Source organism: Streptomyces sp. NPDC088194, from assembly GCF_040702025.1.
GTDB lineage: Bacteria > Actinomycetota > Actinomycetes > Streptomycetales > Streptomycetaceae > Actinacidiphila.
On sequence record NZ_JBFBIV010000169.1, the window covers coordinates 1 to 9,831 of the forward strand.

The window sequence follows — 9,831 nt, forward strand, 5'->3', positions numbered from 1 at the left end:
GGTCGAGCGCGCAGTACCTCCCCCAGAGCTTCGCCTGGGTACTGACCCGGGGTTTCCTCCCGGGCGGGGGTGCCCCTTCAAGGGGCGCGGGGAACTGCGCGACCGGCCACCCGCCGGCCGGTGGTCCGGATACCCGCCGCGGGGGCTGGGCCGGCGGCCCCGGCGCGCCACCGCATCTGGTCGAGCGCGCAGTACCTCCCCCAGAGCTTCGCCTGGGTGGGGGCGCCCCCCGGCGGAGCCAGGGGCGGAACCCCGGACCGTTGCCGCGGCGCAGCCGCTACGTGGCTTGCCGATGTCACCTCGTACACGCCGGGGAGGTAGGGTCGGGGGTGGTCGGGGACATCCCATATTTCGCAGCCGGAGAGGGACTCCGGCGACTGAGCGAGGAGATCGGTTCGTGACGATCCGGGTAGGCATCAACGGCTTTGGCCGCATCGGTCGTAACTTCTTCCGCGCCATCCTGGAGCAGGGTGCGGACATCGAGATCGTGGCTGTCAACGACCTGGGTGACACCGCGACCACGGCACATCTGCTGAAGTACGACACCATCCTGGGGCGCCTCAAGGCCGAGGTCACCCACACCGCCGACACGATCACCGTGGACGGCCACACCATCAAGGTGCTCGCCGAGCGCGACCCCGCCGCCATCAACTGGGGCGAGCTGGGCGTCGACATCGTGATCGAGTCCACCGGGATCTTCACCAAGGCGGCCGACGCGGGCAAGCACATCGCCGGCGGCGCCAAGAAGGTCATCATCTCGGCGCCCGCCACCGACGAGGACATCACCATCGTGATGGGCGTCAACCAGGACGCGTACGACCCGGCGGCGCACAACATCATCTCCAACGCCTCCTGCACCACGAACTGTGTGGCGCCGATGGCGAAGGTGCTGCTGGAGAACTTCGGCATCGTCAAGGGCCTGATGACGACGGTGCACGCGTACACCAACGACCAGCGCATCCTGGACTTCCCGCACAAGGACCTGCGTCGCGCCCGTGCCGCCGCGGAGAACATCATCCCGACCACCACGGGTGCCGCCAAGGCCACCGCGCTGGTCATCCCGGAGCTGGCCGGCAAGCTCGACGGCATGGCCATGCGCGTCCCGGTCCCGACCGGCTCGGTCACCGACCTGGTGGTCGACCTGGAGCGCGAGGTCACCAAGGACGAGGTCAACGCGGCCTTCCAGAAGGCCGCCGAGGGCCAGCTCAAGGGTCTGCTGGAGTACACCGAGGACCCGATCGTGTCCTCGGACATCGTCAACACCCCGGCGTCGTGCACCTTCGACTCGAAGCTGACCATGGTGCAGGGCAAGACCGTCAAGGTCATCGGCTGGTACGACAACGAGTGGGGCTACTCCAACCGCCTGGTGGACCTCACGGTCTTCGTCGGCGACCGGCTCTGAGGCACCGCCGGAACCGCGGCCGCGTAGCCGTTTCCGTCAGCCACCGCACCGTGATGTGAGCGACAGGGTCCGGACGAGCGCGATGACGCGCCGTCCGGGCCCTGTTCGCGTGCGTCCGGTGCCGGACCCTACTCACAGGAGACCCGACAGATGAAGACGATCGACGATCTGATCGCCGACGGACAGGTCGAGGGCAAGCGGGTGTTCGTCCGCGCCGACCTCAACGTGCCGCTGGACGGCACGACCATCACCGACGACGGCCGTATCCGGGCCGCCGTGCCGACCATCGCCAAGCTCGCCGAGGCCGGCGCCACGGTGGTCGTCGCCTCGCACCTGGGCCGCCCCAAGGGCGAGCCCGACCCGAAGTTCTCGCTCGCCCCGGTCCGCGACCGGCTGGCCGAACTGCTGGACCGCCAGGTGCTGTTCGGCACCGACACGGTCGGCGAGCAGACCCGGCAGGCGCTGGAGGGCGCCGGCGCCGGCGACGTGGTGCTGCTGGAGAACCTGCGCTTCTTCCCCGGCGAGACCAGCAAGGACGACGCCGAGCGCGGCGCGTTCGCCGACCGGCTCTCCGCCCTCGCCGACACCTACGTGGGTGACGGCTTCGGCGCGGTGCACCGCAAGCACGCCTCGGTGTACGACCTGCCGGCCCGGCTGCCGCACGCCGCCGGCGGCCTGATCGCCACCGAGGTCGGGGTACTGAAGAAGCTCACCGAGGACGTCTCCCGCCCCTACGCGGTGGTGCTCGGCGGCTCGAAGGTGTCCGACAAGCTCGGCGTCATCGACCACCTGCTGGACAAGGCCGACCGCATCCTGGTCGGCGGCGGCATGGTCTTCACCTTCCTCAAGGCCCAGGGCCACGAGGTCGGCAAGAGCCTGCTCCAGGAGGACCAGATCCCGGTCGTCACCGAGTACCTGGAGCGGGCGAAGGCCAAGGGCGTGGAGTTCGTGCTGCCGGTCGACGTGATCGGCGCCACGCAGTTCCCCGACCTGAAGACGAAGGCGCCGGCGGAGCCGGTCACCGCTCCCGTGGACGCCATCCCCGCCGACCTGATCGGCCTGGACATCGGCCCGGAGTCCCGCAAGCTGTTCGCCGCGAAGCTCGCCGACGCGGCGACCATCTTCTGGAACGGCCCGATGGGCGTCTTCGAGCACCCCGACTTCGCCGACGGCACCCGCGCCGTCGCGCAGGCGCTGGTCGACGCTCCCGCGTTCAGCGTGGTCGGCGGCGGCGACTCGGCCGCGGCTGTCCGCATCCTGGGATTCGACGAGAATGCTTTCGGCCATATTTCCACCGGCGGCGGCGCCAGCCTGGAGTACCTCGAAGGCAAGACGCTGCCCGGCCTTTCCGCTTTGGAGAACTGAAGACCGATGAGTGAGCAGAGCACCCGCACCCCGCTGATGGCGGGCAACTGGAAGATGAACCTCAACCACCTCGAGGCCATCGCGCACGTCCAGAAGCTCTCCTTCGGCCTCAACGACAGGGACCACGACGCGGTCGAGGTCGCCGTCCTGGTGCCCTTCACCGACCTGCGCTCCGTGCAGACCCTGGTGGACGGCGACCGGCTGCGGATCAAGTACGGCGCCCAGGACGTGTCGGCGCACGACCACGGTGCGTACACCGGCGAGATCTCCGGGCCGATGCTGGCGAAGCTGAAGTGCGAGTACGTGGCGATCGGCCACTCCGAGCGCCGCCAGTACCACGGCGAGGACGAGGAGATCGTCAACAGCAAGGTGAAGGCCGCGTTCCGGCACGGCCTGACCCCGATCGTGTGCGTCGGAGAGGGCCTGGACGTCCGCAAGGCCGGCAACCAGGTCGCGCACACCCTCGCCCAGCTCGACGGCGCGCTCAAGGACGTGCCCGCGGAGCAGGCGGCGGGGATCGTCATCGCCTACGAGCCGGTCTGGGCGATCGGCACCGGCGAGGTGGCCACCCCCGAGGACGCCCAGGAGGTCTGTGCGGCGATCCGCGGCCGGCTGGCGGAGCTGTACGACCAGGAGCTCGCCGACGGCGTCCGTATCCAGTACGGCGGCTCGGTCAAGGCGGGCAACGTGGCCGCGATCATGGCCCAGCCGGACGTGGACGGCGCCCTGGTGGGCGGCGCCGCGCTGGACCCGGAGGAGTTCGTCAAGATCGTCCGGTTCCGGGACCAGTGACGGACCGGTGAAGTCAGGGGGCTGGTGAAGTACCCTGTCGGGGCCGGAGTGGTGTAGCGACACCGCCTCCGGCCCCGCGCCGTAACCGTGTAGTGCCGTCATGTAGTCGAGAGAGTTGGTCCAGCCGTGGTCATCGGGTTCTCCATCGCCCTCATCATCTTCAGCCTGCTGCTCCTGCTGCTCGTGCTCATGCACAAGGGGAAGGGCGGCGGCCTTTCCGACATGTTCGGCGGCGGCATGCAGTCCTCCGTCGGCGGTTCGTCGGTGGCCGAGCGCAACCTCGACCGGATCACCGTGGTGATCGGCCTGCTGTGGTTCGCGTGCATCGTCGCTCTCGGCATCGTGATGAAGGTGAAGAACTAGCGGGCGCCGTAAGGGGCCTTGCGGCCCACCCGCGCGGGTGACGCGCGCGCTCCGTCCGACTACCGCCCATTGCGGGCGAATTGACGCCGTGTCGCGAAGACGACTTGTCCACGACTTATCATGGACGCGCGTCTTGGGATACCGTGCCCTTTCCCGCCAGGTGCGGGGGCGAACCGGTCTCCGTCAAGTGGGCGACCTCGCAGCACCATCACGCAGGGAGTTACGACCGTGGCAAGTGGCAACGCGATCCGTGGCAGTCGGGTCGGAGCGGGGCCGATGGGAGAGGCCGAGCGCGGCGAGTCCGCTCCGCGCCTGCGCATCTCCTTCTGGTGCTCCAACGGGCACGAGACCCAGCCGAGTTTCGCCAGCGACGCGCAGATCCCGGAGACCTGGGACTGCCCCCGCTGCGGCTTCCCGGCCGGGCAGGACGAGGAGAACCCGCCGGCACCGCCGCGCACCGAGCCGTACAAGACACACCTGGCGTACGTACGGGAGCGCCGCTCGGCCGCCGACGGCGAGGCGATCCTCGCCGAGGCACTGGCGAAGCTCCGGGGCGAGATCTAGTTCCGGGCTCTTCGCCCGCCCCCGACCGCCGGGTCGGCTCAGGAAGCTGAGCCGGTCCGGCGGCCGGGGGCCTTTTTCGTGGTGTGGGCCGCCGCGATGTGCGCGGTCAGCGCGATGGAGGCGGTCGCCCGCTCGTAGGTGAGCTGCGCGACGCGGGCGTAGAGGCAGTCCACGATCAGCAGCACGGAGTGGCGGGTGCCGAAGTTGCCGCGCCGGAAGCTGGTCTCGCCGGAGAACGACGTCAGGCGGACGTCGGCGGCCTGCGCGATGGGCGAGCGCGGGTCGCCGGTGACGGCCACGGTCGCCGCCCCCCGGTCCGCGGCCAGCCGCAGGGGCTCCAGGACCTCGCGGGTGGTGCCCGAGTGGGAAACCGCCACCACCGCGTCGGAGGGCGTCAGCAGGGCCGCTGAGGTCTCCGCGGCGTGCACCTCGGTCCAGGCGTGGGCGGCGCAGCCGATGCCGAAGAGCCGGGCCTGCGTCTCGTGGGCGACGATGCCGGAGCCGCCGACCCCGTAGACGTCGATCCTGCGGGCCCGGGCGAGGGCCTGCGCGGCCCGTTCCAGCGCCTCCCGGTCCAGCAGCTCCGCGGTGTGCCGCAGCGCCCGCAGATCCGCCTCCGCGACGACGCCGATCACCTGCTCCAGGTCGTCGTCCGGCCCGATCCGCGGGCCCAGCGCGGCACTTCGCGGCTCGGCCTCGGTACGGCCCTGCTCCTGCGCCAGCTCGATCAGCAGCTGCTGGTAGGACTCCAGGCCCAGCGCCCGGCAGAACCGCGTCACCGTCGCCTGCGAGGTCCCCGTGCGCCGCCCCAGCTCCGCCGCGGAGCCGTGGGTGGCCGCGACCGGATCGGCGAGCACCAACTCGCCGACCTTGCGCAGCGACCCGGACATCCGGGGAAGTTCGGTGCGGATCAGTGCGGTGATCATGACGACTCGTCCCGTCGGGGTTGTGCGGCGGTGAATTCATCAACCACGATGCGTGGTGATGAGTGAAATCTACAGCCACCCGGCGGGCGGCGGCAGCGGTATCGACCCGGACGGGGCGGCGGGCCGGCCGCCCCTGGTCGTGGGCATCGACGCGGGCGGGACGCGCAGCCGGGCCTGCCTGGCGGTGGGCGTGCCCGGCGGCCGGGTGCTCGGGCGGGGGAGCGGCGGCCCGGGCAACGCGATGAGCGTCGGCCGCGCCGACCTGACCCGCCATCTCGCCGCGGCCGTGGGCGAGGCCGTGGCACACGCGCTGCCCGCCGATCCGGAGGTACGGGGCCGGATCGGCGCGGCATACGGGGGGTTCGCGGGGGCGGCGCCGGGGATAGGGCCGGAGCGCGGGGAGGAACTGGCCGTGTCCTGCCTGCGCGACGCGCTCGCCGCGCACGGGATCACCGGGGTGCCGGTCGCCGTCGGCGGCGACACCGAGGTCGCTCTCGCCGCGGCCCCCGGCGCCCCCTCCGATGGGCTCGTGCTCATCGCGGGCACCGGCGCCATCGCCGCCCGCCTCGCCGGAGGCCGCCGCGCCGCGGTCTCCGACGGCCACGGCTGGCTGCTCGGTGACGAGGGCAGCGGGTTCTGGCTCGGCAACCGCGCGACGCGGGCGGCGCTGGAGGCGCTGGACGGCCGCGGTCCGTGGACGACGCTGGTGCCGCGGGTGGTGGCCCACTACCTGGGCGGCGCGGCGGGCGGAGCCGGGGGACCGGATGTCGGTGGGTCGGCGGCCGGTGGGTCGGCGGTCGGAGGAGGGGACCCGGGGAGCGACGACGTGCTGCGGCGGGCGCTGGAGGTCGGCCCGGCCAGCGACGCGGTGGCGCGGCACCTGCTCGGAGAGGTCGTCGTCACGCGGGCGTACGAGCAGGCGCCGGCCCGGCTGGGCGCGCTCAGCCCGACCGTGGTCGAGGAGGCGGAGGCGGGCGACGCGGTGGCGCGGGGCCTGCTGGACGCGGCGGCCGGGCTGCTCGCGGCGACGGTGCGCTCGCTGGAGCCGCGGCCGGGCGAGCCGCTGGTGGCGACCGGTGGGCTGCTGGGGCCGGGCGGGCCGCTGCTGGGCCGGGTGACCGAGCGGCTGGCGGATCGTGGGCTGCGGGTCTTCCCGGTCGCGGACGGCTCCACCGGTGCTGCCGCGCTCGCGTGCGGGCTGCTCGGCGGAGGCGGTCCGGGCGGTCGGGGCGCACCGGACGCTGCGCTGTGAAGCGGGAGATTCGGGCGGTTCGCGGTGAGCGGCGGAGCATCCGGCACCCGGGTGTCTTGACGGGCGATGGTGGCTCAATGTTTCATCGACGTATTGAACGGTTGGTTCAATCAACCGGAATCGCATCCGTACATCCGCAGAGCTCCAGCAGCAGGACTTCCGCAAAGGGGACCCGGGCATGGCCGAGGGACAGATCAGCGCCGCGACGTTCGCCGACGAGGGCCGCGCGGCGGTGGAGCGGGCGATCGGCGCGAACAAGGAGACCGTGGCGGCCGCGGCCCGGCTCCTCGCGGACTGCGTGGCCGCCGACGGCGTGATCCACGGCTTCGGCACCGGCCACTCGCAGGCCACCGTGATGGAACTGGTCGGCCGGGCCGGCGGCCTGATCCCCACCAACCGGATCGGCCTGTCCGACCTGGTGCTGCGCGGCGGCGAGGACCGCGCGGTGCTCGCCGACCCGCTGCTGGAGCGCTCCCCGGGCCTGGCCCGGCGGCTGTACGAACTGGCCACGCCGCGCCCGCAGGACGTGTTCGTGATCGTCTCCAACTCCGGCGTCAACAACTCGATCGTCGACATGGCGCTGCACGTGAAGGAGGCCGGCCACCCGCTGATCGCGCTCACCTCGCTCACCCACACCCGCGCGGTGCCGGCCCTGCACTCCAGCGGCAAGCGGCTGGCCGACCTCGCGGACGCCGTGCTGGACAACTGCGCCCCCGCCGGCGACGCGCTGCTGCCGCTGCCGGGTGGCGGCGCCCTGGGCGGGGTGTCCACGATCACCTCGGCACTGCTGGTGCAGATGGCCGTCGCCGAGGCCGTCGGCCTGCTGGGCGCGGAGGGCCACGACGCGCCGATCTACATCTCCGCGAACCTCCCCGGCGGCCACGAGCGGAACAAGGTGCTGGAGGAGCGGTACGCGGGCCGTATCCACCGCGGCGGTTTCTGACCGCCCGGCCGCGAACCGGCCGCGAACCGGCCGCGAACCGGCCGCGAACCGGCCGCGAACCGGCCCCGCACCGGCCGCGAACCGGCGGCGGCCCCAGGGCCGTTCGCCGGTGGTCCGGCGGCCGGCGGGGGACCGTTCATCCGCGGTCCGGTCCTGGTTGGGCCCCGGTTCACCGGCGGTCCGGTGACGGCGAAGCGGCCGGTGGGCGGCGCGCCCGGGTGCCGGATCTCGTTCTGGCGTGCCATCAATTAGTTTGGGTGTCGCAGCGAGGACGAGGAGAAGTGGACTGATGTCCGAAACGAACGCGCAGGGCACCCCCCGGCTCGACCAGCGCCCCGAGTGGCACGCACTCGCCAAGCACAGCGAGGAGCTGTCCGGCACCCATCTGCGGGACCTGTTCGACCGCGACCCCGACCGGGGCAGCCGCTACACCCTCCAGGTCGGCGACCTCCACCTGGACTACTCCAAGCAGCTCATCACCGACGAGACCCTCCGGCTGCTGCGGGAACTGGCCGCGGCCACCGGGGTGTTCGAGCTGCGGGACGCCATGTTCGACGGCGAGCGGATCAACGTCACCGAGGACCGCGCGGTGCTGCACACGGCCCTGCGCGCCCCGCAGTCCGCGACGATCGCGGTGGACGGGCAGAACGTCGTACCGGCCGTGCACGCCGTGCTCTACAAGATGACGGTCTTCGCCGACCGGGTCCGCTCGGGCGAGTGGACCGGCCACACCGGCAAGCGGATCAAGAACGTCGTCAACATCGGCATCGGCGGCTCCGACCTCGGCCCGGCCATGGCCTACGAGGTGCTGCGCTCCTACGCCGACCGCGACCTGACGGTCCGTTTCGTCTCCAACGTGGACGGCGCCGACCTGCACGAGGCCGTGCGCGACCTGGACGCCGCGGAGACGCTGTTCATCGTCGCCTCCAAGACCTTCACCACCATCGAGACCATCACCAACGCGACGTCCGCCCGGCAGTGGCTGCTCGGCGAACTCGGCGCCGGCGACGAGGCGGTGGCCAAGCACTTCGTGGCGCTGTCCACGAACGCGGAGAAGGTCGCGGAGTTCGGCATCGACACGCAGAACATGTTCGAGTTCTGGGACTGGGTCGGCGGCCGCTACTCGTACGACTCCGCGATCGGCCTGTCCCTGATGATCGCGATCGGCGCCGAGGCCTTCCGGAGCATGCTGGCCGGCTTCCACCTGGTCGACGAGCACTTCAGGACCGCGCCCCCCGAGCGGAACGTCCCGCTGCTGCTCGGCCTGCTCGGCATCTGGTACGGCAACTTCCACGACGCGCAGTCGCACGCGGTGCTCCCCTACAGCCACTACCTGAGCCGGTTCACCGCCTACCTCCAGCAGCTCGACATGGAGTCCAACGGCAAGTCCGTGGACCGCGCGGGCAACCCGGTGGACTGGCAGACCGGCCCGGTGGTCTGGGGCACCCCGGGCACCAACGGCCAGCACGCGTATTACCAGTTGCTGCACCAGGGCACCAAGCTCGTGCCCGCCGACTTCATCGGCTTCGCCCGGCCGCTGCCCGAACTCGGCCCGCTCGCCGGGCAGCACGACCTGCTGATGGCGAACTTCTTCGCGCAGACGCAGGCGCTGGCGTTCGGCAAGACCCCGGACGAGGTCCGCGCCGAAGGGGTGCCCGAGGAACTGGTGCCGCACAAGACCTTCCGCGGCAACCACCCCACCAGCACCATCCTCGCCACCGAGCTGACCCCGTCCGTGCTCGGCCAGCTCATCGCGCTCTACGAGCACAAGGTGTTCGTCCAGGGCGCGGTGTGGAACATCGACTCCTTCGACCAGTGGGGCGTCGAGCTCGGCAAGGTGCTGGCCAAGCGGGTCGAGCCCGCGCTCACCGAGGGCGCCGACGTGCCGGGCCTGGACCCGTCCACGAAGGCGCTCGTGGCGAAGTACCGCGAGCTGCGCGGCCGCTGAGCCCGAGGCGGCTGAGGCCGGAGGCGGCCGCACGGGAGGCGGCCGAGCTGGAGGCGGCTGAGCCCGAGGTGGCCTGCGGGTCGGGGCCGCCCGGCCTGGCCGCGGCACCACGAAGGGGGCCCGGAATCCGTGATTCCGGGCCCCCATCGTCGGTCTGCCGACGGCGCCACCGCTACGACGAGGCCGCCGGATACAGCTCGGCGGGGATCTTCGCGGCCGCCGCGCGGTCCAGCAGCCACAGCGTGCGGGCCCGGCCGTAGGCGCCCGAGGCGGGTG

9 protein-coding genes and 1 pseudogene are annotated in these 9,831 nt (G+C 72.1%); 8 read left to right on the plus strand and 2 right to left on the minus strand.

Features of this window, described 5'->3' with window-relative positions; translation table 11 throughout:
• The first annotated feature begins 397 nt into the window (after positions 1-397).
• The 5 genes from gap to AB0399_RS39530 all read left to right on the plus strand — a co-directional run bounded on the left by gap (position 398) and on the right by AB0399_RS39530 (position 4,486).
• Entirely contained in the window at positions 398-1,402 is a 1,005-nt protein-coding gene (gene gap / locus AB0399_RS39510; protein ID WP_328462784.1) for a type I glyceraldehyde-3-phosphate dehydrogenase, read from the plus strand.
• A gap of 150 nt (positions 1,403-1,552) precedes the next feature.
• Positions 1,553-2,767, plus strand: a complete 1,215-nt coding sequence (locus tag AB0399_RS39515; RefSeq protein ID WP_366414574.1) for a phosphoglycerate kinase — start codon at positions 1,553-1,555, stop codon at positions 2,765-2,767.
• Positions 2,768-2,773: 6 nt separating this feature from the next.
• The gene (gene tpiA / locus AB0399_RS39520) at positions 2,774-3,559 is read left to right on the plus strand and encodes a triose-phosphate isomerase (protein ID WP_329370581.1); all 786 of its coding nucleotides are present in this window, start codon (positions 2,774-2,776) and stop codon (positions 3,557-3,559) included.
• A 126-nt stretch (positions 3,560-3,685) separates the two neighbouring features.
• Positions 3,686-3,922, plus strand: coding sequence for a preprotein translocase subunit SecG (gene secG / locus AB0399_RS39525; protein WP_329370583.1), 237 nt, complete (start codon positions 3,686-3,688; stop codon positions 3,920-3,922).
• Positions 3,923-4,150: 228 nt separating this feature from the next.
• Entirely contained in the window at positions 4,151-4,486 is a 336-nt protein-coding gene (locus tag AB0399_RS39530; protein WP_073497103.1) for an RNA polymerase-binding protein RbpA, read from the plus strand.
• A 38-nt stretch (positions 4,487-4,524) separates the two neighbouring features.
• Here the strand turns inward: AB0399_RS39530 and AB0399_RS39535 are convergent, their stop codons facing one another.
• Positions 4,525-5,412: a MurR/RpiR family transcriptional regulator gene (locus AB0399_RS39535; RefSeq protein ID WP_328462775.1), complete on the minus strand. Its 888-nt coding sequence runs from the start codon at positions 5,410-5,412 to the stop codon at positions 4,525-4,527.
• 58 nt (positions 5,413-5,470) lie between these two features.
• Here AB0399_RS39535 and AB0399_RS39540 point away from each other — a divergent pair, with 58 nt between their 5' ends.
• The 3 genes from AB0399_RS39540 (at position 5,471) to pgi (ending at position 9,555) form a co-directional block, all read left to right on the plus strand.
• Entirely contained in the window at positions 5,471-6,664 is a 1,194-nt protein-coding gene (locus AB0399_RS39540; protein ID WP_366414575.1) for a BadF/BadG/BcrA/BcrD ATPase family protein, read from the plus strand.
• Between the two features lie 178 nt (positions 6,665-6,842).
• Positions 6,843-7,607 carry an SIS domain-containing protein gene (locus tag AB0399_RS39545; RefSeq protein ID WP_328462771.1) on the plus strand — a complete coding sequence of 255 codons (765 nt, stop codon included), beginning with the start codon at positions 6,843-6,845 and terminating at the stop codon, positions 7,605-7,607.
• A gap of 289 nt (positions 7,608-7,896) precedes the next feature.
• The gene (pgi, locus tag AB0399_RS39550) at positions 7,897-9,555 is read left to right on the plus strand and encodes a glucose-6-phosphate isomerase (protein WP_366414576.1); all 1,659 of its coding nucleotides are present in this window, start codon (positions 7,897-7,899) and stop codon (positions 9,553-9,555) included.
• Positions 9,556-9,727: 172 nt separating this feature from the next.
• Here pgi and AB0399_RS39555 read toward each other — a convergent pair.
• Positions 9,728-9,831, minus strand: a pseudogene (locus AB0399_RS39555) (6-phosphogluconolactonase); the annotation flags it as partial.